Origin of the sequence: Collinsella sp. AF14-35 (genome assembly GCF_003464565.1) — a bacterium.
In the GTDB taxonomy this organism is placed as follows: domain Bacteria; phylum Actinomycetota; class Coriobacteriia; order Coriobacteriales; family Coriobacteriaceae; genus Collinsella.
The window spans coordinates 12,640-38,885 of the sequence record NZ_QRZD01000004.1; the positions used below are offsets into that span (position 1 = coordinate 12,640).

The 26,246-nt window shown below is 60.0% G+C and carries 21 protein-coding genes and 1 riboswitch; of the genes, 13 read left to right on the plus strand and 8 right to left on the minus strand.

Annotation, left to right across the window (positions count from 1 at the left end; translation table 11 throughout):
- Positions 1–173: 173 nt before the first annotated feature.
- The 3 genes from DWW12_RS02245 to DWW12_RS02255 all read left to right on the plus strand — a co-directional run bounded on the left by DWW12_RS02245 (position 174) and on the right by DWW12_RS02255 (position 4,845).
- On the plus strand, positions 174–1,946 hold the full coding sequence (locus DWW12_RS02245) for a carbohydrate-binding domain-containing protein (RefSeq protein ID WP_158555290.1): 1,773 nt from the start codon (positions 174–176) through the stop codon (positions 1,944–1,946).
- 271 nt (positions 1,947–2,217) lie between these two features.
- Complete coding sequence (locus DWW12_RS02250) at positions 2,218–3,972, plus strand: hypothetical protein (protein WP_158555291.1); 1,755 nt, start codon at positions 2,218–2,220, stop codon at positions 3,970–3,972.
- 207 nt (positions 3,973–4,179) lie between these two features.
- Positions 4,180–4,845: an alpha/beta hydrolase gene (locus tag DWW12_RS02255; protein WP_117736470.1), complete on the plus strand. Its 666-nt coding sequence runs from the start codon at positions 4,180–4,182 to the stop codon at positions 4,843–4,845.
- Between the two features lie 61 nt (positions 4,846–4,906).
- Here the strand turns inward: DWW12_RS02255 and DWW12_RS02260 are convergent, their stop codons facing one another.
- The 4 genes from DWW12_RS02260 to DWW12_RS02275 form a co-directional block, all read right to left on the minus strand.
- A complete protein-coding gene (locus DWW12_RS02260) occupies positions 4,907–6,241 on the minus strand; it encodes a uracil-xanthine permease family protein (RefSeq protein ID WP_117736471.1) in 1,335 nt (444 codons plus the stop codon).
- Between the two features lie 122 nt (positions 6,242–6,363).
- The gene (locus DWW12_RS02265) at positions 6,364–7,497 is read right to left on the minus strand and encodes a 5-methyltetrahydropteroyltriglutamate--homocysteine S-methyltransferase (protein WP_233544206.1); all 1,134 of its coding nucleotides are present in this window, start codon (positions 7,495–7,497) and stop codon (positions 6,364–6,366) included.
- A gap of 155 nt (positions 7,498–7,652) precedes the next feature.
- Positions 7,653–8,549 carry a LysR family transcriptional regulator gene (locus DWW12_RS02270; RefSeq protein WP_117736473.1) on the minus strand — a complete coding sequence of 299 codons (897 nt, stop codon included), beginning with the start codon at positions 8,547–8,549 and terminating at the stop codon, positions 7,653–7,655.
- Positions 8,550–8,559: 10 nt separating this feature from the next.
- Positions 8,560–9,468, minus strand: a complete 909-nt coding sequence (locus tag DWW12_RS02275; RefSeq protein WP_117854772.1) for an HAD-IIB family hydrolase — start codon at positions 9,466–9,468, stop codon at positions 8,560–8,562.
- 163 nt (positions 9,469–9,631) lie between these two features.
- Positions 9,632–9,742, plus strand: a riboswitch (TPP riboswitch).
- 51 nt (positions 9,743–9,793) lie between these two features.
- On the opposite strand from DWW12_RS02275, the gene thiM reads away from it, so the two are divergent.
- Genes thiM through DWW12_RS02290 form a run of 3 tightly spaced genes read left to right on the plus strand, consistent with a single transcriptional unit; the run spans position 9,794 to position 11,670 of the window.
- A complete protein-coding gene (gene thiM, locus DWW12_RS02280; RefSeq protein ID WP_117736475.1) occupies positions 9,794–10,633 on the plus strand; it encodes a hydroxyethylthiazole kinase in 840 nt (279 codons plus the stop codon).
- A gap of 3 nt (positions 10,634–10,636) precedes the next feature.
- Positions 10,637–10,978, plus strand: coding sequence for a thiamine-binding protein (locus DWW12_RS02285; RefSeq protein WP_225093307.1), 342 nt, complete (start codon positions 10,637–10,639; stop codon positions 10,976–10,978).
- A complete protein-coding gene (locus tag DWW12_RS02290) occupies positions 10,975–11,670 on the plus strand; it encodes a thiamine phosphate synthase (protein ID WP_117736476.1) in 696 nt (231 codons plus the stop codon). Before DWW12_RS02285 ends, DWW12_RS02290 begins: the two co-directional genes overlap by 4 nt.
- A gap of 223 nt (positions 11,671–11,893) precedes the next feature.
- On the opposite strand, the gene DWW12_RS02295 is transcribed toward DWW12_RS02290, so the two are convergent.
- Positions 11,894–12,763 carry a patatin family protein gene (locus DWW12_RS02295; RefSeq protein ID WP_117854773.1) on the minus strand — a complete coding sequence of 290 codons (870 nt, stop codon included), beginning with the start codon at positions 12,761–12,763 and terminating at the stop codon, positions 11,894–11,896.
- 319 nt (positions 12,764–13,082) lie between these two features.
- Between DWW12_RS02295 and DWW12_RS02300 the strand changes: the two genes are divergently transcribed.
- Together DWW12_RS02300 and DWW12_RS02305 are read left to right on the plus strand one after the other, a co-directional pair.
- Positions 13,083–15,800, plus strand: a complete 2,718-nt coding sequence (locus tag DWW12_RS02300) for an EAL domain-containing protein (RefSeq protein ID WP_117854775.1) — start codon at positions 13,083–13,085, stop codon at positions 15,798–15,800.
- A 124-nt stretch (positions 15,801–15,924) separates the two neighbouring features.
- On the plus strand, positions 15,925–17,457 hold the full coding sequence (locus DWW12_RS02305) for a diguanylate cyclase domain-containing protein (RefSeq protein ID WP_117854777.1): 1,533 nt from the start codon (positions 15,925–15,927) through the stop codon (positions 17,455–17,457).
- 284 nt (positions 17,458–17,741) lie between these two features.
- On the opposite strand, the gene DWW12_RS02310 is transcribed toward DWW12_RS02305, so the two are convergent.
- On the minus strand, positions 17,742–18,062 hold the full coding sequence (locus DWW12_RS02310; RefSeq protein ID WP_117635527.1) for a DUF3784 domain-containing protein: 321 nt from the start codon (positions 18,060–18,062) through the stop codon (positions 17,742–17,744).
- 334 nt (positions 18,063–18,396) lie between these two features.
- Here DWW12_RS02310 and DWW12_RS02315 point away from each other — a divergent pair, with 334 nt between their 5' ends.
- From DWW12_RS02315 to DWW12_RS02335, 5 genes are all read left to right on the plus strand, one after another.
- The gene (locus DWW12_RS02315; protein WP_117854778.1) at positions 18,397–19,020 is read left to right on the plus strand and encodes a flavodoxin family protein; all 624 of its coding nucleotides are present in this window, start codon (positions 18,397–18,399) and stop codon (positions 19,018–19,020) included.
- A gap of 17 nt (positions 19,021–19,037) precedes the next feature.
- Positions 19,038–19,379, plus strand: coding sequence for an arsenate reductase family protein (locus DWW12_RS02320; protein ID WP_117854780.1), 342 nt, complete (start codon positions 19,038–19,040; stop codon positions 19,377–19,379).
- 86 nt (positions 19,380–19,465) lie between these two features.
- The gene (locus tag DWW12_RS02325) at positions 19,466–20,596 is read left to right on the plus strand and encodes a GTP-binding protein (RefSeq protein WP_117854782.1); all 1,131 of its coding nucleotides are present in this window, start codon (positions 19,466–19,468) and stop codon (positions 20,594–20,596) included.
- 99 nt (positions 20,597–20,695) lie between these two features.
- Entirely contained in the window at positions 20,696–21,295 is a 600-nt protein-coding gene (locus DWW12_RS02330) for a tRNA (cytidine(34)-2'-O)-methyltransferase (RefSeq protein WP_117854783.1), read from the plus strand.
- Between the two features lie 111 nt (positions 21,296–21,406).
- Positions 21,407–22,507, plus strand: a complete 1,101-nt coding sequence (locus tag DWW12_RS02335; protein WP_117854785.1) for an AAA family ATPase — start codon at positions 21,407–21,409, stop codon at positions 22,505–22,507.
- Positions 22,508–22,548: 41 nt separating this feature from the next.
- On the opposite strand, the gene DWW12_RS02340 is transcribed toward DWW12_RS02335, so the two are convergent.
- Positions 22,549–25,062: an excinuclease ABC subunit UvrA gene (locus tag DWW12_RS02340; RefSeq protein WP_199570636.1), complete on the minus strand. Its 2,514-nt coding sequence runs from the start codon at positions 25,060–25,062 to the stop codon at positions 22,549–22,551.
- The gene (locus DWW12_RS02345; RefSeq protein WP_117854788.1) at positions 25,055–26,173 is read right to left on the minus strand and encodes an ATP-binding protein; all 1,119 of its coding nucleotides are present in this window, start codon (positions 26,171–26,173) and stop codon (positions 25,055–25,057) included. Before DWW12_RS02345 ends, DWW12_RS02340 begins: the two co-directional genes overlap by 8 nt.
- Between the last annotated feature and the right edge of the window lie 73 nt (positions 26,174–26,246).

The following is a 26,246-nucleotide window of genomic DNA, read 5'->3' on the forward strand; positions in this document are numbered from 1 at the left end:
GAGTCGCATCGAGCGGCTCCGCGCTTTTCTTTTAAGCCCAGGCAACGCACGGATGCGCGATGTATTGCTTCCCAAGTTTTGGACATTTTGCCCTCCAAACGGCACTACCGCCGGCTACATCCTGCAGATATGCTGGGCGTAATCGCATAGGCCCTATGAGGATGGGAGTAACCATGGCCGCCTTGTTCACGACCCCCAAGCGCAATGACAAAACCTCTGGAGCCCATTTTATCGAGCCCGACGTGCGCCGTCGCACGTTGCTCGCACACGGCAGCTGGCGCCGCGTGACGCGCCGCATCGTTGTAGGCGCCGTATGCGCGCTTACGGTAAGCTCGCTGCTCATGCCGAGCGTCTCGCTCGCGGCGGAGTGGGTCAACGTCGGCGGCGCCCAGTACAACGCCGGCACTGCGGCGGGCGACGCCGCCGGCACCTGGTCATGGGACGGTGCCGACGACATGAAGCTCAACGGCTATAACGGCGGCGCGATCGAGGCAGCGGGCAAGCTCAACGTGAGCTACGAGGGCAACAACACCGTCACTAACGACAACGGCCGCGGCATCAAGGTTAAGGATGGCGCGAACGAGAACGCCGAGCTTAATATTCAGGGCGACGCGTCCAGCACGCTCAACGTGACCTCTTCTCGTGACGCCATCACTTCCGTCGGCAACATCAACATCGACGGCGCTGGCACTGTCAACGCCACGAGCACCGAGCACGATGCCATCGATGCCGGGGGCGATGTCACCATCAAGGGCTCGGGAAACGTTAACGCCACGGGCGATTCTGATGGCGTCAGGGCCGACGGCAACATCACGATCGACAACAGCGGAACCGTCACCGCCAAGGCCACCGACGATCAGAGTATCGATGCTAACGAGAACCTCATCATAAAGGGCGGCGGCAAGGTAGAGGCAAGCTCTATCAAAGACAATGCGATTTGGGCCGACGGCAACATCGAGATCTCGGGTGGCAGCCAGGTCAAGGCAAGCTCCGAGGAAGACGCCGCCATCGACGGTAAAAACAGCCTCACGGTCACGAACGCTTCCCTCAACGCAAGTGGCGTTGGGTATGGCATCTATGTCTACAAGGGCATCACGCTCGATGGCGCGACCGTGACGGTCCGCGCAAGCTCAGATGGCGGGGAAGCCAGCGCACTCTTCACCGATGAGGACGACATCGTCATCAAGAACGGCTCGACTGTGGATGCGCTCGCAGAAGGCAGGTTCTCGGTTGCAATCTCCACCAGTAATTTCTACTCCGACGAAGCGGGTGGCCATATCTACATCAGCGACTCCGTTGTCAAGGCCATAGCCCGCTATGCCGAGACCGGCGGCGACGGCCCCGACCACTACAGTGGAGACCAAAACGACGAAATCATCCCTGAGTCCGAGGGCCTGAACATCGGCATCTTCGCGCAGACCGAGAAGGGCATCACGCCCGCGACCATCTCGATCGTCCGCAGCAAGGTCACGGCCGAGGGAGACACGGCGGCTATCTTCGCCCTTGCCATGAGCGCGGACGGCAAGGCGATCGGCACCATCGAAATCAAGGACGCCATCATCCAGACGCCTGCAGGCGGCAAAGTCATTGACTATCGCAACAAGGAAGAGCTCAGCGACGGCATCGTCTACGAGGCGGGGCAGACCATCGGCACGGGCGATGCCACGATTGACTCCCCCTACGATGCAGCTGTCGCCAAGAGCACGGTCATCGTGCCTCCCGAGGAGATCAAACCCGAGGAGAAGCCAGGCGAGACCAAGCCCGAGGGTTCCAAGTCCGAGGGCACGAAGACGACCAAGACCGTTGCGGCTGCAACCGCGGGAGCCAAAACCACCGGCATCCTCGCCGCAACCGGCGACACCTCGAGCGCGGCCATCATAGCGACCGCCCTTGTAGGAACGGCCGCTATCGTCACAGGCGCCCTGGCGAGTCGCAAACGCTCGTAAACACTTTTTCGCACAGGACGGGTGGATCACGGCCCTTGCCTTCCTCGTCTACTTCTTCGTAGCGTGAGGGCAAGGCTGCAAAAGCTGAACAATAAAGCGCGGAGTCGCCATGCGGCCCCGCGCTTTTCTTTTAGCGCCGATCCCTGCGCCGGCGTGCGGCCTATTTCTCCCCCATTTTGGCCATTTTGCCCTCCAAACGGCACTACCGCCGGCAACATCCAGCAGATACGCTGAATCTAGTCGTATAGGCCCTATGAGAACGGGAGCAACCATGGCAGCCTTGTTCACGACCCCCAAACGCAATGACACTACCGCCGGAACCCATGTTGCCGAACCCGACGTTCGCCGTCGCATAAGACTCGCGCACGGCAGCTGGCGCCGCGTGACGCGCCGCATCGTCGTGGGAGCCGTATGCGCGCTCACGGTGAGCTCGCTGCTCATGCCGAGCGTCTCGCTCGCAGCGGAATGGGTCAAGGTCGGCGGCAACAAGTACAACACCGCGGCGAGCGACGAAGCCGGTACCTGGTCGTGGGACGGCGCCGACGACTTGAAGCTCAACAACTATAACGGCGGCGAGATCCAGGCCGCAGGCAAGCTCAACGTGAATTACTCAGGAACCAACATCGTCACTGCCGAATGGATCGAAAGCATCAACGTTTCTCATGGCACTAACGAGAATGCCGAGCTCAATATCCAAGGCGACGCGGGCAGCACGCTCAGCGTGACATCTACTGAGGACGCTATCCTCTCCACGGGTAATATCAACATCGACGGAGCCGGATCCGTCAACGCCACGAGCACTGGGTTTGATGCCATCAATGCCGGGGGTGATCTCGCTATCAAAGGTTCGGGCAACGTCAACGCCACGGGTGCATCGGATGGCATCAGGGCAAACGGCAATATCACGATTGACGACAGCGGAGCCGTCACCGCCAGGGCTACCGAGGACAAGGGTATTGGAACCGACAAGAACCTCACCATCAAGGGTGGCGGGACGGTCGAGGCAAGCTCAGCTGATGGTGAGGCCCTTTGGAGCGGCGGCAATATCAACATCTCGGACGGCAGCCAGGTCAAGGCAAGCTCCGAGAAAGACGCTGCCGTCGAGGCCAAGGGCAGCCTCGCAGCCACAAACGCCTCCCTCAACGTAAACGGTGTTGAATATGGCGTCTATGCCCACAAGGGCATCACCCTCGATCATGCAAACGTGACGGTCCGTGCAGGTAAAGGCAGATACGGTGGCGCCATCGCCCTCTTCACCTACCAGGACGACATCGTCGTCAAGAACGGCTCCACCGTGGACGCGTCTGCGGAAGGCGAGGTTTCGGCTGCATTCTCCACCAGAAACGATCGACCCAACGAGAAGGGTGGCCACATCTACATCAGCGACTCCGTTGTCAAGGCCATAGCCCGCTATGTCGAGAACGGCGACGGCCCCATCCCCTACAGCGAAAACCAAGATGGCGAGACGAGGCGCGAACCCCAAGGCGAGAACATCGGCATCATCGCCCAGACCAGCGAGGGCGTCACACCCGCAGTCATCTCGATCACCCGCAGCAAGGTAACGGCCGAAGGATATACAGCGGCAATCTTTGCCCGTGCCATGAGCGCTGACGGCAAGACAATCGGCACCATCAAGATTGAGAACGCCGCCATCCAGACGCCCGAAGGCGGCAAGGTCATTGACTATCACAAGCTCCGTGACGGCATCTACGAGGCAGGCCAAGCCATCGGCACGGGCGACGCCACGGTCGACTCCCTCTATATCAAAGCAGTCGCCAAAAGCACGACCATCGCACCTCCCGAGGTAGCCAAGCCGGAAGACCCCAAGCCCGACGAGACCAAGCAAAACCCCAAGCCTGAGGGCTCAAAGCCGACCAAGGCCGTTGCGGCTTCAACCACGAAAGCCAAGACTACCGGCGTGCTCGCGGCAACCGGCGACACCTCGGGTGCGGCCATCGTGGCAACCGTCCTTGCGGGAACAGCCGCTATCGCCGCAGGCACCATGGCGAGCCGTAAGCGCTCTTAGACGCCTCTGCGCACATGGCAGCTCCCGCGAAGGCCCCGAGCCCCAGCACCGTTTAACAACGCCACCGCCGAGCTCCCCTCCGGCGGTGGCGTTTTCCATATGTGTCCGCAGGGTATGCACGAGATTGTCTTTGGTCTAGCCCAACCTGCATGAGCCGGCGTGCGACAATGGGGGCCGTCGATATCACAACGCCGAGAGAAGCCCGTCATGGAAGCGCATCAAAAGCAGATAACCGTTCATGCACAGCATGCCGAAAGCGCACCAGTCATCTATCTTCCCGTGGTCATGGGCGACGGCACGGAGGTTTATGAACGCTGCCGAGAGCTCGACTGTCCGCCATTCGCCCTCGTCACCATTGGCGGGCTCGATTGGAATCGCGAGCTGAGCCCCTGGGCATGCGACGGGACCGTACGCGATGCCGAGCCTTTCGGCGGCCAAGCTGCCGATTTTCTTGATGAGCTGCTGAATCAGATAATCCCCCAGGTCGAGTCGTCGCTTCCTCAGCCGCCCACCTGGCGCGGCATTGCCGGTTACTCGCTCGCGGGCCTCTTCGCACTCTGGTCCCTCTGGCAAACCGACGCCTTTGACCGCGCCGCGAGCGCATCGGGGTCGCTATGGTTTCCCGACTTTGTCGACCGTGCCAGCACGGCCCCTTTTGCCGGCAGCCCGCAAGCCGTCTATCTGTCGCTCGGCAAAAAAGAGACCAAGACGCCCAACCGCATGATGCGGCATGTGCTCGACGACACGCGCGCAATGGAAAAGCTGCTCGGCGAACGTGGTATTCCCACGACGCTGGAGCTCAACCCCGGCAATCACTTTTCCCAGACCGACTTGCGCATGGCCCGCGGCATCCACTGGATACTGACGCATTAAAAATGGTGTCCACGCGCATATACGCATGGGCACCATATCTTGTTTTAGCTGAACACAGCTGCTACTCAGCAGCCTCCTCAAGCTCGGAGACATCAAACTCAAAGTCGTTACCCGGCAGGATGGCGTTGAGCACAATGCCCACCAGCGAGCCCACGGCAAGACCGGAAAGCGAAATCGTCACGCCGCCCAATTCCAGCACGATGGCGCCGGCGGTGCTGTACGCAATGCCGAGCGAAAGCACGAGCACCAGGGCGGCCACCAGCACGTTGCGGTTATTTTGGAAATCGACCTGGTTCTCGATGAGGTTGCGAACGCCCACGGCGCTGATCATGCCATAGAGCACGAGCGACACACCGCCGATTACACACGCCGGCATGGCCGCAATGACAGCCGCGAACTTGGGGCAGAACGAGAGCACAATGGCACAACATGCGGCAATGCGAATCACGCGCGGGTCAAACACACGCGTTAGGGCAAGCACACCGGTGTTCTCGCCATAGGTGGTGTTAGCCGGAGCGCCAAAGAGCGATGCGAGAATGGTCGCCAGGCCGTCGCCAAGCAGCGTGCGATGCAGGCCAGGATCGGCGATGTAGTTACGCTCGCAGGTGGAGCCGATAGCCGAGATATCACCGACATGCTCGATCATGGTCGCAAATGCCAGCGGCATAATGGTGATGATGGCCGTCATGGCAAGACCGCTATCGAACTGCGGCCCAAAGAGTGCAAACACGGTGTTGTCCCACACGATGGGCAGACCGACCCACGGAGCGGCGGCAACGCCCGAGAAATCAACCTCGCCGAGCGCAGTCGCAACGGCATAGCTCACCACAACGCCCAGCAGAATCGGCACGATCTTGACCATGCCACGGCCCCAGATGTTGCAGATGACGATCACCGCCACAGCGACAACGGCAACAAGCCAATTGGTCTGGCAGTTGGCGATGGCAGAGCTTGCCAAGATCAGGCCGATGGAAATGACGATGGGGCCAGTCACTACCGGCGGGAAGAAGCGCATAACGCGCTTGGCACCAAACGCGCGAAACAGGGCCGCCAGCACCGGATAGAGCAGGCCGGCACAGGCTACACCTAGGCAGGCGTAGGGCAAAAGCTCGGCCTCGCCGTTGGGCGCGATGGCGGCATAGCCCGCGATAAAGGCAAACGAAGATCCCAAAAACGCTGGCACCTTGCCGCGCGATAGGAAGTGGAAGAGCAGCGTGCCCAGGCCGGCAAACAAAAGGGTCGCCGACACCGAGAGACCGGTGAGCACGGGTACGAGCACCGTGGCACCGAACATCGCGAATAGATGCTGCAGACCGAGTAGGAACATGCGCGGGCGACCGAGCGACGACGCATCGTAGATGGCATCGGCGACGGCGGGCGTCGAGGATTGGGACATGGATGTCCTTTCATAATGGAAGGGCGCCCGGGCATATCGGATTACCTGCCCGAACGATACGATCCGAACCATTGTACGCGATGCATGCCGCTCCGACCACGACGCCCCTGCGAACGGCAGCACTACTTCCAGATGCGCTCGGCGATGCGTTTGACCAGGGCGATCTTTGCCCACTGCTCGTCCTCGGTCAGCTTGTTGCCAATCTCGCAGCTGGCAAAGCCGCACTGGGGAGACAGATACAGGTTCTCGAGCGGCACGTACTTTGCGGCTTCGCGGATGCGCTCAACGATAACGTCCTCGTCCTCGAGCTCTGCGGCCTTGGTGGTCACCAAGCCCAGCACGACCTTCTTGCCCGGGGCAACGTAGCCGAGCGGCTCAAAACCGCCGGCGCGCGGCGTATCGAACTCCAGGTAGAATGCGTCGACATCCTCATGTGCAAACAGGTACGGCGCGATGGGGTCATAGCCGCCCTCGAAAGCATAGGTAGAGTGGTAGTTGCCGCGGCACACGTGCGTGTTAATGACGAGGTCGTCGGGCTTGCCCTCGATGGCGGCGTTGTTGAGCGCCACGCCCAGCTCGCTCACCTTTTGCAGGTCAACCGGGCTCATGCCAGTCTTGGACACAAAGTCGGTATCGCAATAGATGCCCCAGGTGCAGTCATCAAACTGGATGTTGCGGCAACCCGCTGCGTACAGGTCGGCGATCACCGTGCGATAAGCGGCTGCAATTGCGTCGGCAAGTTCCTCATCGGTCTTATAGACAGCGCGCAGGCTCTCCTGCTGGCCATCGCAGCGGTCGAGCGTAACCTCCGAGAACGTCTGGATCGGCGCCGGAATGGTCTGGCGTGCAACGTGGCCATCCCCCTCGAGCGCCTTGACAAACTTAAAGTGCTCGACGAAGGGGTGGTTCTCGCCGCTGATGGGGCCGGTCACCACGGCGGTGTCAGCCGTGGTCTCCTCGTCGTGGAACATATAGCCCGTACGCGAGGTGCGGCGTTCAATGCCGTTGAGCCCCCACATAAAGTCGAGGTGCCAGTAACTGCGACGAAACTCGCCATCGGTAATCACCTGCAGGCCAGCGGCCTTTTGCTTGTCCACCAGGTCGCGAATAGCCTCATCCTCGACGGCCTTAAGCCCCTCGGCATCAAGCGCGCCTGCCGCATAGGCAGCGCGGGCATCCTTTACGGCCTGCGGACGAAGAAAGCTGCCGACGATATCAGCGCGAAACGGCGCGTTCGGTTGAATTGAAGTGCTCATAGATATCTCCCTTTGCATTGGTTGCTTTACTGGAACAGAGTATGAGCGCTCATATAGCCATCGTAAAATATACGTTTATAACAGTTTGATATAGATGCTTCCTATATCAGTTGGGACTGCCATGAAGAGATTTGACCTGTGCAGGACGCAGCAGTCTAGATATGCTGACGGATCGCGTCGATATAGGCTTGACCGTAGCGCGTAAGCGTCGTGTTCTTGCGCGTGATGATGCCGATCTCCATGTACTCATCCACATCGAGCGGAATCGAGATAATGCCGGGGCCGTTGAGCTCGTGGCTGATCACGCCCGAGCATACCGTGTAGCCGTTGAGGCCCATGGCCAAATTGAACAGCGTCGCACGGTCGCGCACGCGGATATTCTTGCGACGCTCAAACGTCGAGGTCAGCTCCTCGGAATAGTAAAACGAGTTGTAACTGCCCTGCTCGTAGGACAGGAACGGGTAGTCTTCCAAGTCCTCGAGCGTCACGCTGGAGCGGGCCGCCAGCGGATGGTCGGCACAGACGAAGACATGCGGCGTGGCGCAGAAAAGCCCCTCGAATACGAGCTCGTTGGCCGCCAGCATGCGCTCGATAACCTCGCGGTTATGCTCGGATAAGTACAGGATGCCCAGTTCGCTTTTCATATGCGCGACGTCCTCGATAATCTCGTGAGTCTGCTCCTCGCGCAGGGTGAAGTCGTAACGTGCGGCATCGAACTCGCGGATCACGTCAACAAACGCGTTAACGGCAAAGGAATAATGCTGGCAGCTCACACTAAAGTGCGGCACCTGCTCGGACTCGCCCTTGTACTTGCCTTCGAGCAGATCCGCCTGGTCGAGCACCTGGCGCGCGTAGCCTAAGAAGGTCTCGCCTTCCTCGGACACAATGACGCCCTTGTTGGTGCGCTCAAAGATGTGCACACCCATCTCGTTTTCGAGATCGCGAATCGACGCGGTAATCGAAGGCTGCGACACAAAGAGCCGGCGCGAGGCCTCGGTGATGCTGCCGCATTCGGCAACTTTGACGACATACCTGAGCTGCTGAAGCTTCATGGCTTTCTCCCTAGACGTTCGTGACGTCGAAACCCGTCGTGCTCATCTGACGCATAAACGACGGCATCTCCCCCGTCGCGGCGCAGGCGGCAATCTGATGCAGAGCCCCGGCAACCGCATCGTCTGCCGCAGCGCCGATATGCCAGCGCGCGGCAGCCGTGACGGCCTCGTTGGCATTGGCGACTGCAACGGAGTTGGGGACGGCACCGATCATGGGCAGGTCGTTATCGGAATCGCCAAATACGGCCACCTCGTCGGACGTCAGGTCCAAAGCGCGCGCCAGCTCCAGCGCAGCGCAACCCTTGTCCCAACCTGCTGGAAGAATGTCGAACAGGCGCACACGATTGTTGGGAAACACAAGCGAGAGTTCCGGCACCTCAGCGGCAACGCGCTCGCGTAGCTCCGCGAGCTCCTCACGCGAACGAGCACTCCAGATATTCGCCTTGAACACCGACGCGTCATCGACGACAGGACGGCACGGGGCCTCTTCGCCCTTGAGCCATGCGTTGCCGCCCGACTCCATGGCGCGGCGCACGCGCTCGGGGTCGCTCGTCACGCAATAGGCATCGTTATCCCAAAAGTCGTCACCCAGGCCGTAGACCTTCAGATACGTATCGTCGGTCTCTTGCTCCAAGTAGTCAGCCAAGCGCATCAGGGCGGCGTTGTCGGTCGCATGCGAGGCTACCACCTCGCCGTCCACAAACATGACCTGGCCGTTGCAGAACGCGCCGGTCGAGAAGCACTCGGCGCGATTGCGGAACATCCAGCCCATCGCGGAGGGCTGGCGACCCGAAACCGGGCCAAAGTGCAGACCCGCCGCCTGCATGGCATGAATGCCCTCGATGGCGTAGTCGCTGGCGCCGTCATGCCCGGCTGGAATCAGCGTATCGTCCATATCGGTCAGCACAAGTTTAATCATAAGGCCCCCTCGGTCATTCTTAATCCCGTCTATTGTACCGACCTGCCAAAAAGAGACAGGTTTATATTGGCAGGTTTTATCTGGGAAAACGCAAAGCCCCAGTTGTTACCTGCCAAAATAAACCTGTCCCTTATTGGCAGGTGCGCTAGTATAGGGAACAACAGATTCGATGCGGGAGTGCCGGCGGTGCAAACCACAAGGCTGAGAGGGCATAGGGCCCAATCCTTTGAACCTGTCAGTTAATGCTGGCGTAGGGAGCATGCCGCCTTTTTAGGGGCGCTGTCTATGCACAGCGCCCCTTTTCTATGCCAAGGAGGCATGTGCAGTGATCGATTCGGAACAGCTTAAGCAAAATGTGGTCAAGGCCGTGGAGAAGATTCGCGCCACCAATCCCATGGCCGGCTCCATCACCAACACGGTGACGATTGACTTTGTCGCCAACGCGCAGCTCGCCGTGGGCGGTTCGGCCGCCATGGTCTATCTGCCCGACGAGGGCGAGGCGCTCGTTGCCGGCGGCGGCGCCATCTATCTGAACATGGGAACGCTCTTCCCCATCTACGAGCAGACGATTCCCCGCGCGGCCAAGGCGGCACACGACGCCGGCAAGCCCTGGGTGCTCGATCCGGTGGGCCTGGGCATCGGCAGCCTGCGCACCCAGCTGGTAGGCGAACTCAAGCAGTACAAGCCCGCCATCGTGCGCGGCAACGCCTCCGAGATCATTGCGCTCGCCGGCCTATGGGGACTTGAGGGCGAAGCGGCCGATCTGAGCCGCGTGCGCGGCGTCGACACCACCGATACGGTTGACGCCGCCCGCGATGCCGCCGCGGCGCTCGCCCGCTACACCGGCGGCGCCGTAGTGGTCTCGGGCGAAGTCGACCTGATTACCGACGGCACGACCGTGGCCAAGTCCCACGGCGGCAGCCCGCTCATGTCCAAGATCACCGGCTGCGGTTGCTCGCAGGGCGGCGTGTTGGCCGTGTACGCCTGCGCCACCGACCCGTTTACGGCGGCCATCTGCGGCACCGCCGTATACAACGTTGCCGGTACGCGTGCCGCCGCCGTTGCCGATGCCCCGGCAAGCTTTAAGGTCGCCTTTATCGACGAGCTCTACCGCGCAACCGCCCGGGACATTGCCGACAACCAACTCGAGCTCGAGGAGGCATAAGGCATGTCCGAGCCCGCAACCAATGCCGGCATGAACACCCTGGTCGCCGTGGCCATCGCCCCGTGCGGCACCGGTGACGAGCTATCCGCCGAGGTCGCCGAGGTCGTGCGCGTCATTCGCGAGAGTGGCCTTCCTAACCGCACCACCTCGATGTTCACCGAGATCGAGGGCGACTGGGACGAGGTCATGCAGGTCGTGCGCGACGCAACCTTTGTGTTGGCGAGCAAAGGTATCCGTACCGAAGTCGTGCTCAAAGCCGATATTCGCCCCGGTTTTACCGATACCATGACCGGCAAACTCGAGCGCATGGAAGCTCAGATCAAAAAGCAGGAGGAAGCACGATGAGCATCCGCGACAACCTTGATATCTCTGCCTATCTGGTACTCGGCCCCGAAAACACCCTCGGGCGACCCGTGGGCGATGTGGTGGCTCAGGCGCTCGACGCCGGCTTTACCTGCATCCAAGTGCGTTCCAAGGTGGCAAGCGCCCGCGAGATCATCGCACTGACGGGCGATGCCGCGCAGGCCATCGCCCAGGCCGGCAAAACCGGGCAGGTCGCGCTGCTGATCGACGACCGCCTTGACTGCGTACTTGCCGCACGCGAGCAGGGCATCGCCGTCGACGGCGTGCACGTGGGCCAGAGCGATATCCCCGTCGAGGTCTGCCGCAAGCTGCTGGGTCCCGATGCCATCGTGGGCCTTTCCGCCCGCTGCGAGGAGATGCTCGAGTACGTCAAGACCGCCGACATGAGCCTGGTCGATTACCTGGGCGTAGGCCCGCTCCACGAGACCGAAACCAAGCGCGACTGCGGACGTGCGGCCGACGGCTCCATCATCACCAAGAGCTTTGAGGACCTGGCTGCCCTCCATGCAGCAAGCCCCGTGCCCATCGTGGTGGGCGGCGGCGTCAAAACGGCCGATCTGCCGCAGCTCAAGACTACCGGCGTCGACGGCTTCTTTGTGGTGAGCGCCGTCTGCAGTGCCGACGACCCCTACGCCGCAGCCAAGGAGCTCGTCGATACCTGGCAGCAGGCATAGACTCATGCCGAGCAGCTGCTCCGCAGCCCTATATCTTCAACAGCGGAAAGCGCATCCCAGTTTGGACGTCCATTCTGGGATGCGCTTTCCATATAGAGGGCCAGCGGAAAACGCATCCCATTCCAAGCGCAAATTTTGGGATGCGGTTTCCGCGACCGCCCCCTCGCGGAAACCGCATCCCAGTCTGAGCGCATATTCCGGGATGCGCTTTCCGTAGCAGCCCTTACCCCGCCAGATACGCTTCCAGCGCGGGCAGCGTCGCCTCCGCATCGCGACGGCCGATCTGATAGATGCGTTCGAGTTCCTCGGGCTCGCGGCACAGCGACGGCACCTTCACCGATTCGCTCGGCCGCACCACAAAGATCTCGCCAGCGGCCTCGCGACGCGCCAGGTCGTCGAGCGTGGCGTTATATACCTCGTGCCGGTGCTCAAGCGCCGCAACAAACTCCGGATAGTGACGATACACGCGACGCAGCATAGGCATCACGCTATTGGGCTGCTTTACAAAGCCCGCCGGCTGCGTCAGCACCACCACGTTGCGGTCATAGCCCTGCGCAAACAGCCATGCGCTGGGAATGGAATCGGCAACGCCGCCATCCAGGTACTTGTGCCCCTCAATGGCAACGGGTCGTGTTGCCACGGGAATCGCCGACGACGCCCGGATCCACTCGATATCATGCTCATCACCGTAAGGCAGGTCATGGTAGACGGCCCGCCCCGTCTTAAGATCGGTGCACACGCAGGTAAACCGCATGGGGCAGGCACGATAAGCCTCCAGGTCGATGGGATCGCGCTCGATGGGAACCTCGTGATAGGCAAACTCGGCATTGAACATGTCGCCGGTTCGCAGCCAGCTCGTCACGCTCGCATAGCGCTTGTCGGCGCAATAGGCCTTGTTGTAGCGAATGGCACGGCCGATCTGGCGCGATTTAAAGTTGTAGCCAAACGCCGCGCCCGCCGAGACGCCCACCATATGGTCGCAGGTCAAGCCACGCTCCATCCATACGTCGAGCACGCCCGCCGTATACATACCGCGGTAGCCGCCTCCCTCGAGCGCAAGCCCCACCGTGCGCGTCAGATTTGACTGTGCCATGCGACCATCTCCGTTCCTGCGTTTTAAAACGAAACAAGTATACCCGTCAACATATATCGCCTCAGTCGCATTTTCATCGAACATCGTCGCGTTACCGTTTGGCGAATAATGGCCGCCCGCGGCAGGGGCACCCATATACAATCCTCTATTGTTGTTTATACTACTCAATAGTTATCAGCAGCGAACACGGACCGACATATTAAACCAGCGACGCAGCAAGGCGGGGGCCTGGATACACGCAAAGCGTTGAGCAGCAACGCGTGTGTACAACGAGCTCGCCCGACGCAATACACCCCGACCTCAGGAAGCCGCTTACAGCATGGATATCGCCAGCAATTACACCGAGACGCTCGAAAAGACCATCCGTGACCTTCTCGAGCGTCAGGACGATCTGATCAGGACTGCCTTTACCGACCAGCTCACCGGACTGGGCAACCGCGGCGGTTTCACCCGTTCCTTAGAGGAGCTCTGGGAACAGGAATTGCCCGTAACCATGGCGTTTATCGACATCGATAACCTTAAGCACTGCAACGACATCTTTGGCCATGACGAGGGCAACCGCTATATCTTACAGGTGAGCCTCTATCTCAAGCTGTATATGAAGGTGGACGAGGCGGCATTTCGCCTGGGAGGCGACGAGTTTGCCATCCTGTCTACGATCGCGACCGAGGACGACCTCGCCGAGCGTCTGGAACACTGCCGGACGGTCCTGCTCAAAAACAACGATGCCGAGATGCCTCACTCGTTTAGCTACGGAGTGTCGCACGCCGACCCCGCCCTGGGCGAAGCCCCCAATCGCTTGACGAACGATGCCGACCATCGCATGTACGACTATAAGCTGCGCCATGCCGTGCACCTTGATCGACGCAATATCGCACAAGCCCACACCGACGACTTTGAAATAAGCGATCGCGTTTTCGACGCCCTTTCGATGCTCAACGAAGGCCGATATTTCTTTATCGAGAACTTGGACAAACATCGAACCCTTTGGTCACAAGGCGCCTTGCGCGATCTTGGTCTTCCTTCGGAGCATATAGACAACTGTCACGATTATTGGAAAACGCGTGTCCATCCCGATGACCTTGAGGCCTATACCAACGACATCGACCAAATCTATGACGGCTCCAAACATCGTCACGTCATGCAGTACCGCGTGCGCAATGCCGCCGGCGACTACATCCTCGGCCGCGCTCGCGGGTTTCGTATCGACAGCGACGGAAATACCCCCTCGCTCTACGTCGGCGAGCTCGTCAACCACTCGCTTGCCGAGACCGTCGACGCCGCCACGGGTCTCGGAACGCAGCGCACGCTGATCAACGCTATCGATGCCTGCCGTCGCGACCGTTGCGAGACGGGGCTTATAGCAGTGCGCGTTCGCGGCACGGCAAAGCTCAACGAGCTCTACGGGGCCGAGGCCGTCGACAACATGCTCGCCGAATACGCAGGCCGCATGCTGTCGATTACTCGCGGCAGGAGTCGCGTCTTCCGTTCACGCAACGCCCAGTTCGTCGTGCTTAGCAACAATTTGGATCACGAAGCATTCGAGCAACTGATCCAACATCTCAAAGAGGCCGTTTTCGCTCCCGTTCGAATCGCGGGCGACACTATTACCCCCGTCTGTCTTGTCGTTCCGGCCTTTTACGAGCACCTGACCAATCAAACGGCCGCCGTTTTAGGCGAACTCGACCGTCGCATTCGCACGGCCGGCGGGCTTGTTCCCAACGACAGCCTCCCCATACCCGAGGTGGAGCGCAAAAGCGCCATCGCCGAACGCATCGATCCGCTCACGGGTCTCTATCGACCCAGCGAGTTTATGCGCCGCGCCAACGAATTTCTTGAGACAAGGCGCAACGGCGCCTGGTGTATCGCCACCGTCGATATGGGACACATGCGGCTGTTCAACGAATGGCACGGACAGGCCGAGGGCGACCGCATGCTCGCCGATGTGGGCACGGTTCTCAAGGACATCGAGAATGCCGACATGGGCGTCGCAGGGTACTGGGGCCAAGACGATTTTTGCGTACTCATCCCCTTTGAGCACGTCGCCGTCCATCAAATCTATAGCCGTGTTCGCGAAGCCGTGGCCAAGCACGATGACGGCGTGGGCTTCTGGCCGTCCATGGGCGTTTACCCCATCGACTCCAACGAAGAAATCACCATCGATGCGCAGGCCAAGGCAATGTTTACCAATCGGCGCGCAAAAAACGACTTTAAGGAGCGCATTGCCATTTTCCGCCCCGAGGAATACGAGCACGAAATCGCGTTCCACCGCACGCTGACCGAATTCCAGTATGCGCTCTCAAACGGCCGCATTACCTACTACTTGCAGCCCCAGGTCGACATGGAAACCGGCGAGATCATTGGCGCCGAGGCACTCACGCGCTGGATTGACAAGGACGGCTCCCTCATTTCACCTGCCACCTTTATCCCCGCTCTCGAGGAAAGCGGTTTTGTGGTGACGCTCGACAAATACGTTTGGCAGGGCGTCGCCTCGTGGCTGCGTGAGCGCATCGATCGAGGGCTGCGCGTGGTTCCGATCTCGCTCAATGTGTCGCGCGTGGATATCCTTGCCTGCGACGTCGCCGAACATATGGGGGCACTCGCCGCCCAATACAACCTGCCGCCCGAGCTCATGCGCATCGAGATCACCGAGACGGCTTATACGGGAGAGTCCGAAGCTGTGGATAAGCTGACGGCCGACCTGCACAACCGCGGCTTCTCGACCTACATGGACGATTTTGGCACCGGCCAGTCCACGCTCGCGATGCTCAAGAACGTCAACGTCGACGTCATCAAGCTCGACCGCACGTTTGTGCCCGTCGACGGCGATCAAGGCCGCAGCGTGCAAATCATTTCTTCAATGCTCGAGATGGCGCAGTCGCTCCATCTGCCCGTTGTGGTCGAAGGCATCGAGACAAATGAGCAGGCAAACATGCTACGCCAAATGGGCGCCCGCTACGCTCAGGGCTTCCTCTACTACCGTCCCATGCAGGCGGAGGATTTTGAGGCACTGCTCGACGGTGGCGACAGCAACTAATACGCTCGTGCGCAAACGCCACCGTCGAGGGAGCGTTTGTTCCCATGAGCTAACTAATACCCCAATCTAAACCAAATTGGGAGTAAGATACAAACCATTGTTCCATCCAAGGAGGTCATCCATCATGAACGAGTCGTATCGCCTGGGCGAGCAATCAATCATCGCTCATCTTCAGCGACTTGCGAACGGGGCCTCAACCACCGAGCTCGATGTTGCCGCGCTGCCCCCGGAGTTGCGTGCCATTGGTGAGCAACTGCAGAAAACGCTCGCCATCCTGCAACAAGAACGCGAGCTGCTTGAGCACGGCGCCTATATCGACTCGCTCACCAATCTTGGCAACCGTGGCGGACTCGACCGCCATGTCGATCAGCTCTGGCGCAAAGGCACCCCCTTCACCTGCGCCTATATCGATATCGACCGCCTTAAGCATTGCAACGATAAGTTTGGCCACGCCGAGGGCAATCGCTACATTCTGAGCATCTGCCGCGCACTCACCGAGACAATGGAGCACGATGAGCTGCTGTTCCGTATCGGTGGAGACGAATTTGTACTTATATCCCCCACGACAGACGAAGCCGAGCTCGAGCAGCGCCTGGAGCGGACGCGTGCCAATCTTATCGAGGCAACATCGGACGGCAAGGCGCCCATGATCGCCAGCTTTAGTTTTGGCTGCTCGCGCGTCGACCCGCTTGCAGGCGATACGCGTCGCCAGATGACAAAGGACGCCGACCGCAAAATGTATCGCTACAAGCTCATGTACCGTGTGCAACAACCGGAAGAAGGCGATGCGCCGCAACGCCCGGTCACCGAACAACCCCCCCCCTGCAACGACCGAGTGTTCCAAGCGATCTCCATGAGCTCCGAGACACGCTATCCGTTCATCATTAACCTCGACACCGGCGAATCGCAATGGTCGGTTAATGCCGTGCGCGATTTTGACCTACCCTCCCAGCATCCCTACAACTCGCTCGATATATGGCTTGCCCGTGTTCACCCCGAGGACCGCGACAACGTACGTGCCGAGCTCGATATGGTGGTAAACGGCACGTGGCACTTCCACTGCATGCAGTATCGCGTCATGAATACCGCCGGAAAATACGCGCTTTGCGACTGCACGGGTTACCGCCTGGACGGCACCGATACCGAGCCCAACATGTATGTGGGCATTGTCACCAACCGAAGCTTGGCAGATACGACCGATTCCGTGACCGGTCTGGGCGATATCCACGCCCTGGTCAACGCCATTGGCGAGATGCGTCGCGTGGCACGAAACGCGGACTTGATCGCCATTAAAATCGACGAAATCGCACAGGTCAATGCCCGCTTTGGCTTTGATGCAGGCGACCGCGTTTTGGCAGAAAGCGCCGCCTGCCTCATGGATTGCTCGCGCGGCAAGGGTCGTCTGTTCCGCTCGACCGGACCGATGTTCGTGGCGCTCTTTGACGAGCTTGATCCCGAAGAGACCGACGCGGTTGCAGACGAAATCGAACGGTTCTTGGGATCGCCCGTGCTCCTCGGCTCATTTGAATATCAGCCGCCCCTTCGCGTGGCGACGCTTCATCTGGACGCCGTCGACCGACAGCCCGTTTCCATTTTGAACGAACTTAATGCGCTGATTAAAGAGGCGCCGCAGGTACCGGGCACCAAGCTGGACTAGCGTTATGGGGCGCATGATGGTTAATTTCCGATCTCAACCGAACACATTGGGCAAATAGGTCGTACCCGCAGTTAGCCGAACGTCCCCTCAGTCCCTCCCGGGGCCCGGGGGCACCGTTTCGATACTCTTGGTTTACTTTGCCTGATGCAAATAAGTGCTCAACAAGATAGAACCTATCCCCCGCCACGGATATGCCCTCGAGTAAATCTGTTAAGCCAAGCCTATCAAATTCTATTGACAATTGGCTGCATTGGTCCATTTTGTCGTCCAGCCACTTCCGCTGGCTATCGCCTCATAAACACAAACCTAACGAGCCGCACGAACGACAAAGAGGCCAAGCTGAACAGAAGTAGAACCAAAACTTCAAAAACGCTGGTATTCCAATCGCGTACCCAGCCCTCTACCGCCCACAAGAAAAACAGCAGCCCCATCCATAACGTCACAGAAGAAATCAGCTTTGCGTAAGGGCGTATATCAATCTCGCTCTCCCTTTTTGTGACATCATATCCAGCAATTGAGCAGAGCCATCTTCCTCTTCGGTATTGGATTGAAAGGACAATCAAGGCAATCGAAGTCATCAAGCAAACAGCATCCTCTGTTTCCATAGAGTTTCCTTTGCTTTCCATCCTAGTTACGCATTCACAATCGAATCAAACCAAGTATGAATTACTCGATAGCAACCGCCTTAGTATAAACCATAGCCGCCGCAGCAGCCCGCCTTCCAAGGCCTCAAAGCTCGCCATCGAGGGCGACCCGCCCAGACCCCTTACAATCTGCTCGCACGAGGCCCCGCACTCCAACATCCTCTGGACCGTATCCCGCTCGTACCTGGTAAGCGTGCCTGCCGTGGGCCCTCGGGGCCGGCATCGTGCCCCACGCCATCTGCCCGCTCGTGCGATAATCCTCTGCAGAAGTCACCGACAGCAGAGGGAGTTTGTGATGAAGGTTCTTTTGGTCAATGGCAGCCCCAAGGCAAACGGCAACACGGCCCGCGCACTCGCCGAGGTCGCCGAGCAGCTTAACGCCGAAGGCATCGAGGCCGAGATGTTTCAGCTGGGCGCCAAGCCTATTCGCGATTGCATCGGTTGCGGCCAGTGTGGCAAGCTTAGCGGTCGCTGCACCTTTGACGACGACGTGGTCAACGAGCTGATCGCTGCCGCCGAACAGGCCGACGGCTTTGTCTTTGGCTCGCCCGTCTACTACGCACATCCCAGCGGACGCATCCTCTCGGCACTCGACCGCGCATTCTATGCAGGCAGCAAGGCCTTTACGCACAAGCCGGGCGCCGCTGTCGCCGTTGCCCGTCGCGGCGGCACGTCGACCACCTTCGACGTGCTCAACAAGTACTTCACCATCAACCAGATGCCCGTGGTAGCATCCACCTACTGGAACAACGTCTTCGGTGCCATGCCGGGCGAGGCCGCCCAGGACGCCGAGGGCCTTGCCACCATGCGAAACATCGGTAAAAACATGGCCTGGCTGCTGCGTTGCATCGAGGCGGGAAAGGCCGCCGGCATCGAAGCCCCCGAGGCCGATCGCGAGCGAACCAACTTTATTCGGTAGAACGGCGGAACATAAATATGAACGTGCAAATCTTCGGCACCAAAAAGTCCTTCGATACCAAGAAGGCCCAGCGCTATTTTAAGGAGCGCCGCATTAAGGTGCAGTTTATCGACCTTAAGGAAAAGGAGATGAGCAAGGGCGAGCTCACGAGCGTGATGCAGGCGGTCGGCGGCATCGACAAGCTGCTCAACCCCAAGGCTAAGGACGAGGAGACGCTCGCACTCATCCAGCACCTCACCCCCAGCCAGCGCTTCGACAAGCTACTCGAGAACCAGCAGGTTCTGGCCGAGCCCATCGTGCGCAACGGCAAAAAGGCCACCGCCGGTTATTGCCCTGATGTATGGGGAGCCTGGGAGTAGCCTGTGTTATTTGTCGGCGCGTGGGTATAAGAGCAGGCGTTTGGCATAAGATTCAACTGTAAGCCATGTCTAACAAAGGAGGGCACATGCCCAACAAACCCGTGAAGATCATCATGCTTACCGGCTACCTCGGTGCCGGCAAGACCACGCTGCTCAACCACATCCTCGCCAACGACGGCGGCATCCGCGCCGCCGTGATCGTCAACGATATCGGCGAGATCAACGTCGACGCTAGCCTTATCGCCGACGGCGGCCTTTCCGAGACCGACGACCTCATCCCGCTCACCAACGGCTGCATCTGCTGCACGCTTTCGGACGACCTGGCCAACCAGCTGCAGGGCATCGCCGATTCGGGCAAGTTCGACTACATCATCATCGAGGCCTCGGGTATTTGCGAGCCTATCCCCATCGCCTACACCATCTCGAGCTTCTGCGACGAGGCCAAGGTGGGCGGCGAGCCCAAGCTCGCGCTCGACAACATCGTGGCCGTGGTCGACTGCGCCCGCATGTACGACGAGTTCAACGGCGGTCGCGACCTGCTGGCCGAGGACATTGACGAGGATGACATCGAGAGCCTGCTCATTCAGCAGATCGAGTTTTGCTCTACGCTGATCCTCAACAAGACCGATACCGTCACGCCCGAGCAGATTGCCGAGCTCAAGGCCATCGTGCGCAGCCTGCAGAAGGACGCCGCGATTGTCGAGGCCCAAAACGGTGAGGTCCCCATGGAGGAGCTGCTCGACACCGGCCGCTTCGACTTTATGCGCGCCTACAACTCCGCCGCTTGGATCGAGGCCATGGAGCATCCCGAGGAGCACGACGACCCCGAGGTGCTCGAGTACGACATCGAGACCTTTGTGTACTCGCGCCGCAAGCCGTTTGACCTGCAGAAGTTCACCGATTTTGTTGAGCAGGAGTGGCCCGACGAAGTCATTCGCGTCAAGGGTCCGCTGTGGCAGACCGGCGATCCGGACATGTGCTACATGTTTGAGCAGGCCGGCCACCAGATGCGCCTGATGGAGAACGGTCTGTTTGTCGATTCTGCGCCCGAGGGCGAGAAGCAGAAGATTATCGACGAGAACCCCGAGATCATGCAGATTTGGGACGACGAGACGGGCGACCGCATGACGAGCCTGTGCATCATCGGGCGTCACATGGACAAGGACGCGCTCATCGCCGCCCTCGATGCCTGCCTGACCGACTGGCACCGCGCCTAGGTTATCAAAGCGGGCGTTTTCCGCCCACGTAACCGCCTAACCACCACGAAGGTGCCTGTCCCCTTCGTGGTGGTTTTTCATTCTGAGCCAAGGAGATTCATGTTCAATATCGTGCTGTATGCACCCGAGATTCCGGCCAATACGGGCAATATCGGCCGCACCTGCGTGGTTACCGGCGCACGCCTGCATCTGGTGGAACCGCTGGGCTTTTCGCTCGACGACAAGACGGTGCGTCGCGCCGGCCTGGGTTACTGGCAAAACTTGGACGTGACGACATATGCCGGCTGGGAGGATTTCCTTGCGCGCAATGGCCTCTCCCCTGCCGACGAGCACCTACATCTGTTGACCAAAAAGGCACGCCGCACCTATGCGCAAAGCACCTACCGCGACGGCGACTATCTGGTCTTTGGCAGCGAGAGCTCGGGGATTCCCGAGCCACTGCTTGCCGCGGCGCCCGAGCGCTGCGAGCGCATCCCGATGCTGCGCGATTGCGATTCGCTTGACAACGCCGAGGCATGGGAAGCCCACGAGGAATCGCTGGGACATACCGAGGACAGCCACGAGGCCATCCTTCGGCAGGATATCTGCGGCAACTTCGTCAATCCGGACGACTACCGCATCAGCGCACTCAACCTCTCCAACAGCGCCGCCATCGTCCTCTACGAGGCCCTGCGCCAGACAGGCTTTCCGGGAATGTGACAAAGGGACAGTCCCTTTGTCACATTGATGCACCAAATAACGAGCCATCGCTTTTAATCAGAATTTACTAGAATAAAATGAAGTTAAACGGCGATGCGAAAGGAGAGCCTTGTGGAATATCTCGAAAACCCGTTTACCCCTAGCTTTGGCGAGGTTCCTGCCCATCTCGCCGGCAGACAACAGATTATTCGGGATTTGGACCGTGCCTTCTTGAGTCAGCGTAGACGCCCGGAATTGACCTCGATCTTCTCAGGCGCGCGTGGAACCGGCAAAACCGCTCTCATGTCGTCGCTCGCGACAAGGGCGGAATCCCACGGCTGGATAGCCGTAAAGACGACCGCGCTCCCTGGAATGCTTGAGGAAATCGAGTTCGGGACGAAACGCGCCGCAGTCCATCTCATCGACTCGTCCAGTCACCTCGAAGTCACCGGCCTTGGAATCGCGCCGCTCGGCAGTATCGAGGTCAATCGCGTTCACGATGCCTCGACTTGGCGTTATCGCATGAGCGGCATCATCGACCAGCTCAACGAAACGGGCACCGGCCTGCTCGTCACGGTTGATGAGGTCGACCCGACGCTCGACGAGATGATCCAGCTCGCAGCCACGTATCAGCACTTTGTGACCGATGGGAAACGCGTCGCGCTGCTCATGGCGGGACTTCCTAACAACGTCTCGACGTTACTGAATCACAAGACGGTCTCGTTCCTTCGTCGCGCCCAGCAATATCATCTGGGTCGCATTGCCGACTATGACGTGCGCGAGGCCTTGATCCGAACGATCCAGGAAAACGACCGTTTGGCGGATGCCGAGGGAATCGACAAGGCCGTTCGCTCGATTTCGGGCTTTCCTTTCCTTTTGCAGCTTGTGGGTTACCGCGCCTGGGATCTCACGAGCAACTCGAGGGAAATATCATCTCGCGACTTTGACCAGGGAATCAAAATCGCACGCGATGAAATGGACGACCGAATCCTCGCAGCGACTTACCGGGAACTCACTGCAGAGGACAAGCGATTTCTCATCGCCATGCTCGATGACGAAGAAGAGTCCACCACCGCTGACCTTGTCGAGCGCCTTAAGCGTTCGCCGCAACAGGTCTCCCGCTACCGACGCCGCATGATAGACGCCGGCATCATTGGAGAACGCGGGCGCGGAATCGTCGCTTTTGAATTACCGTTCTTCCGCGACTATCTCGCAGCTCAATGCGTGAAATAGGCATCGGATGTGACAAAGGGACTGTCCCTTTGTCACATCGCCTATAGATAGCGGCCGGTAATGCTCTTGGAGCAAGCTGCGATGTCGCCCGGCGTACCGGCGTAGACGATTCGCCCGCCCGCATCGCCACCGCCCGGACCCATGTCGATCACATAATCGGCGTTACGGATAAGGTCGAGGTCGTGCTCGATCACGATAACTGTGGCGCCCTTGGCAACGAGGCCGTCAAACACACTCAGCAGCACCTGAACATCGAGCGGGTGCAGGCCGATCGTGGGTTCATCGAACACGAACACGGCATCATCCTGCACGCGGCCCATCTCGCTCGCAAGCTTAAGGCGCTGCGCCTCGCCGCCCGAAAGCGCCGGCGTAGGCTCACCAAGCGTGAGATAACCCAATCCCAGGTCGTGCAAGGTCTGCAAGCGCGTCTGAACTTTCTTGAGTCCCAGTGTGGCGTCGATGGCCTCGTCCACGCTCATGTCCATGAGCTGAGGCAACGTAAGCAGACTCCCGTCCTTGCCCTCGCGATGGATATGTGAAGCCACGTCTGCATAACGCGAACCACGACATGCCGGGCAGACGATTTCGACATCGGGTAAAAACTGCACGTCGAGCGATATCGAGCCCGTACCGTCGCACGTAGGGCAGCGCAAGGCGCCGGTGTTGTAGCTAAAAGCACCCGCCTTGTAGCCGGCCGCCTTGGCCTCGGGCGCACGGGCAAAGGCGCGGCGCAGCTCATCATGGATGTCGGCATAAGTTGCCACCGTCGAGCGCACATTGGCGCCGATGGGCGTAGCGTCAATCAGGTTGGCGCGGGCAATGTCATCGGCATCGATCCAACGCACGTGCCTGGGCAGGCGCTCGCCGGCCGCTTGCGCCTTGAGCGCCGGGATGAGCGTCTCGAGCACCAATGTCGTCTTGCCCGAGCCTGAAACACCCGTTACCGCGACAAGGCGGCCGCGCGGGATATCGACTTCAAGCGGTTTGACGGTATGGATGGCATCGGTCGCCATGCGGATATGGCCCAGATCGAACATTTCGTCGTCAGCCACCTGCGGGCGCAGGCGCTTGGGGTCCGAGCGCAAAAACGGCGCGATGCGGCTACCCTGCGATTGTTCGACCTCGTCCACCGAACCGGCGGCGATTACATGACCGCCGCCCGCTCCGGCAACGGGACCCATCTCGACCAGATAGTCGGCTTCTGCCAGCACGCGTGTGTCGTGGTCGACAACAACCACGGTGTTGCCGTCGTCCACCAGATCGCGCATCACGCCCACCAGGCCATCGACATTGGCGGGATGCAAGCCGATCGAAGGCTCGTCCAGCACATACAGCACGCCCGTCGATCGGTTGCGCACCACGCGGGCAAGTTGCACGCGCTGGCGCTCACCTGTGGATAGCGTGGCACCGGCGCGGTCGAGCGAAAGGTAATCGAGGCCCAGGTCGACCAGGCGGCGGGCCGTACTCAAAAACGAATCGCAGATGTCCCCGGCCATGGGCCGCATCTCGGCCGGCAAGGATGAAGGCACCTCGCGCACCCACTCAATCGCCTCGCCCAGCGTCATGGCCGCCGCCTGTGCCAGATTGATACCACGCACCTGGGGCTGGCGCGCAGCCTCGGAGAGACGCGTGCCGCCGCAATCGCGGCACGGGCCCTCGCGCAAAAAGCGAGCTACGCGCTTAAGTCCCTTATCGTCCTTAACCTTGGCGAGCGCATTCTCAACGGTATAGACGGCGTTGTAATAGGTAAAGTCGAGCGGCGTGGCGCCCTCGCCGTTTTTGGGAACGTAAAGAATGTGCTTCTTAACCGCCGGACCATGAAACACGGTATCGCGCTCGGCAGGCGTGAGCTGGTTAAACGGCACGTCGGTGCGCACACCCATCTCGCCAGCCACCTGCTTCATCAGATCCCACATGAGCGTGCCCCAGGGAAGCACCGCGCCCTCGTTGATGGTCTTTGACTCGTCGGGCACCAGACTCGCCTCGTCCACCTCGCGCATGACGCCGGTACCGCCGCAGGTAGGACACGCGCCGCCGCTGTTAAAGGCAAGGTCCTCGGCGCCCGGCGCGTAGAACTCGTGACCGCATGCGGGGCACGTGAGCGACAGGCCCGCAGCCACGTTAAGGCTCGGCTCCACACGCGCCCCACAATGCGGGCACACGTGATGGGCGCAGCGGCTAAAGAGCAGACGCAGGCTATTGTTGAGCTCGGTCATGGTGCCAAAGGTCGAGCGCACGCCCGGCACACTGGGACGCTGATGCAACGCGAGTGCCGCCGGCACGTGCAGCACTTCATCCACCTGAGCGTGCTCGGCCTGCGTTAGGCGACGGCGGGTATAGGTGCTGAGCGCCTCCAGGTAACGGCGCGAGCCCTCGGCATAAAGAACTCCCAGCGCCAGCGAACTCTTGCCCGAGCCCGACACGCCGGCAATACCCACGAGCCTTCCCAGCGGGATATCGATATCGATGTCCTTGAGGTTGTGCACGCGCGCGCCACGCACCTCGATAGCCTGCGGGCTCATCTTCTGTTCCGTCACTTTTATCACCCTACTCATGCCATAAAATGCGTTCGCGGATGTACTCGCCCAGCATGGGCACGGCAAACCGGACGAGGCCGTATCCGGCGGCCTCGATGACGCGCTCGCGAATCAGGCTCGCGCGGTATTTGCTCACCCAGCTCTGGGTGCGGTCGCAGCGCTCAATGATATCCGCCATACGCGTCGGCTTGTCCTCGTCAACCGCCATGGCCTCGATAAAGAGACGCTGTGGGGTGCGCAGCCCGTAATACAGAGGCGCGTCAACCGCTTCGTAGAACTCGGAGACGGCATCCGCATGGCCATCCTCGACATCGCGCCTTTCAATGACTTGCGAGCCACGCCGGACAGCAGACCGCCACATGTAATATCCCACCAGCTGAACCATATAGGGATGCCCCATGCTCTTGTGCGCTGCAAGGTCCGCCGTCCCCGCATCAACGCAAAGACCGGCACACTCGACCGTCTGGATATACGAATCGCGCACCTTGGGCAAAGAAATCGTCCCCAACGTACGCTGCTGGGCACGTCGCAAAAACGTCACGCTCGGCTCTTCGAGCAGATCGTCAACCATACTGGGCAAGCCGGCAAAGACCAACGCAAGACCTCGCTGGTCGCTATCGGGCAAGCCCGTGGCATCCTGATCTCCGAGCACCTGCTGATAGAGAACGGCGAGAGCCGCCAGTTCCTCGATAGACGCAGATCGAGCCTCGTCAATCGCAAACAGAATACCCTTGCTTGGGCCGAGTTTCTTGAGACGTTCGTTGACCAGCCCTCGCAACGTCTCGCCTTTTGCCCGCGCCGCCTCAACCGACATCCGTCCAAACGATGGGCCAAACTCCATTGACGTCACAACGGGCTTATTCGAGCGGAGTGCGTCGGCCAAGCGGTCGCATAAACCAAGCGAAGCGGTATCGGAGACAACCGCCCATCCGCGCTCACTGGCCAGACGTTGCAGCTCCCGCAGGAGAACTGTTTTGCCACAGCCGCGGTTTCCTGTAATGAGCATGAGTCTGCCCGGCGCTCCGGCACCGTTATCGAGCCCTTCCTCAAAATCTTCGATGACCGACTCGCGACCGATGAGTATCGGAGGCCGCTTACCAGCCGTTGGCTTAAAGGGATTTGGATTCATGTCGGCCTCCTCGGATTGGCAAAGGCCTGCAATAGTTATACCAACTTATACCGAGTTATACCAACTGAATGTG

Bases quoted from the DNA above. Each gene is read 5' to 3' on its own strand.
- DWW12_RS02245 (WP_158555290.1), top strand. From the start codon at position 174: ATGGCCGCCTTGTTCACGACCCCCAAGCGCAATGACAAAACCTCTGGA.
- DWW12_RS02250 (WP_158555291.1), top strand. From the start codon at position 2,218: ATGGCAGCCTTGTTCACGACCCCCAAACGCAATGACACTACCGCCGGA.
- DWW12_RS02255 (WP_117736470.1), top strand. From the start codon at position 4,180: ATGGAAGCGCATCAAAAGCAGATAACCGTTCATGCACAGCATGCCGAA.
- DWW12_RS02260 (WP_117736471.1), bottom strand. From the start codon at position 6,241: ATGTCCCAATCCTCGACGCCCGCCGTCGCCGATGCCATCTACGATGCG.
- DWW12_RS02265 (WP_233544206.1), bottom strand. From the start codon at position 7,497: ATGAGCACTTCAATTCAACCGAACGCGCCGTTTCGCGCTGATATCGTC.
- DWW12_RS02270 (WP_117736473.1), bottom strand. From the start codon at position 8,549: ATGAAGCTTCAGCAGCTCAGGTATGTCGTCAAAGTTGCCGAATGCGGC.
- DWW12_RS02275 (WP_117854772.1), bottom strand. From the start codon at position 9,468: ATGATTAAACTTGTGCTGACCGATATGGACGATACGCTGATTCCAGCC.
- DWW12_RS02285 (WP_225093307.1), top strand. From the start codon at position 10,637: ATGTCCGAGCCCGCAACCAATGCCGGCATGAACACCCTGGTCGCCGTG.
- DWW12_RS02290 (WP_117736476.1), top strand. From the start codon at position 10,975: ATGAGCATCCGCGACAACCTTGATATCTCTGCCTATCTGGTACTCGGC.
- DWW12_RS02295 (WP_117854773.1), bottom strand. From the start codon at position 12,763: ATGGCACAGTCAAATCTGACGCGCACGGTGGGGCTTGCGCTCGAGGGA.
- DWW12_RS02300 (WP_117854775.1), top strand. From the start codon at position 13,083: ATGGATATCGCCAGCAATTACACCGAGACGCTCGAAAAGACCATCCGT.
- DWW12_RS02305 (WP_117854777.1), top strand. From the start codon at position 15,925: ATGAACGAGTCGTATCGCCTGGGCGAGCAATCAATCATCGCTCATCTT.
- DWW12_RS02310 (WP_117635527.1), bottom strand. From the start codon at position 18,062: ATGGAAACAGAGGATGCTGTTTGCTTGATGACTTCGATTGCCTTGATT.
- DWW12_RS02315 (WP_117854778.1), top strand. From the start codon at position 18,397: ATGAAGGTTCTTTTGGTCAATGGCAGCCCCAAGGCAAACGGCAACACG.
- DWW12_RS02320 (WP_117854780.1), top strand. From the start codon at position 19,038: ATGAACGTGCAAATCTTCGGCACCAAAAAGTCCTTCGATACCAAGAAG.
- DWW12_RS02325 (WP_117854782.1), top strand. From the start codon at position 19,466: ATGCCCAACAAACCCGTGAAGATCATCATGCTTACCGGCTACCTCGGT.
- DWW12_RS02330 (WP_117854783.1), top strand. From the start codon at position 20,696: ATGTTCAATATCGTGCTGTATGCACCCGAGATTCCGGCCAATACGGGC.
- DWW12_RS02340 (WP_199570636.1), bottom strand. From the start codon at position 25,062: ATGAGTAGGGTGATAAAAGTGACGGAACAGAAGATGAGCCCGCAGGCT.
- DWW12_RS02345 (WP_117854788.1), bottom strand. From the start codon at position 26,173: ATGAATCCAAATCCCTTTAAGCCAACGGCTGGTAAGCGGCCTCCGATA.